This window comes from Nocardiopsis halotolerans DSM 44410 (assembly GCF_000341065.1).
GTDB classification, from domain to species: Bacteria; Actinomycetota; Actinomycetes; order Streptosporangiales; family Streptosporangiaceae; genus Nocardiopsis; species Nocardiopsis halotolerans.
This window is the reverse complement of sequence record NZ_ANAX01000416.1, coordinates 1-1,048: the sequence shown is the minus strand read 5'-3', so window position 1 is coordinate 1,048 and position 1,048 is coordinate 1. Positions and strand designations below refer to the sequence as shown.

Sequence of the window (1,048 nt, the reverse complement as noted above, 5' to 3'; positions counted from 1 at the left end):
ACGATGGTGGGGTTGACGTTGTCGATCACGGTCTCCCGACTGATGATCACCTGCCCCACGTCCTCACGCGAGGGCACCTCATACATCACCGACAACAACACCTCCTCGATGATCGCCCGCAGACCACGCGCACCCGTACCCCGAATAATCCCCTGCTCAGCGATCGCGTCCAAAGCATCCGGCGTGAACTCCAACTCCACACCATCCAACTCGAACAACCGCTGATACTGCTTCACCAACGCGTTCCGCGGCTCCGTCAGAATCCGAATCAACGCCGCACGATCCAGATCATGCACACTCGTGATCACCGGCAACCGACCCACGAACTCCGGAATCAACCCGAACTTCAACAGGTCCTCCGGCATCACCTCACCGAACAACGCCGTCCCAGCAGACTCCGACGGCGAACGCAACACCGCGTTGAACCCCATCCCCTGCTGACCCGTCCGCGACTCGATCAACTTCTCCAACCCCGCGAACGCACCACCACAGATGAACAACACATTCGTCGTGTCGATCTGGATGAACTCCTGATGCGGATGCTTCCGACCACCCTGCGGAGGCACACTCGCCGTCGTCCCCTCCAGGATCTTCAACAACGCCTGCTGCACCCCCTCCCCCGACACATCACGCGTAATGGAAGGGTTCTCACTCTTACGAGCGACCTTGTCCACCTCGTCGATGTAGATGATCCCCGTCTCGGCCTTCTTCACGTCGTAGTCAGCCGCCTGGATCAACTTCAACAGGATGTTCTCCACATCCTCACCGACATACCCCGCCTCCGTCAGAGCCGTGGCATCGGCGATCGCGAACGGTACGTTCAGGATCCGCGCCAACGTCTGCGCCAACAACGTCTTGCCCGACCCCGTCGGCCCCAACAACAGAATGTTGGACTTGGCGATCTCGACGTCCTCGTCCCCCGGACGATCGCCCTCCGAACGCACCCGCTTGTAGTGGTTGTACACCGCCACCGACAGCGCCTTCTTGGCCTGCTCCTGCCCGATGACGTACGAATCCAGGAACTCGTAGATCTCCCGCGGCTTGGGCA

General features: G+C 60.4%; 1 protein-coding gene. It reads right to left on the bottom strand.

The window, feature by feature from the left end; genetic code table 11:
* A partial coding sequence (clpX, locus tag D455_RS0128670; protein ID WP_017574084.1) for an ATP-dependent Clp protease ATP-binding subunit ClpX occupies window positions 1-1,048 on the bottom strand: 1,048 nt, incomplete at both ends.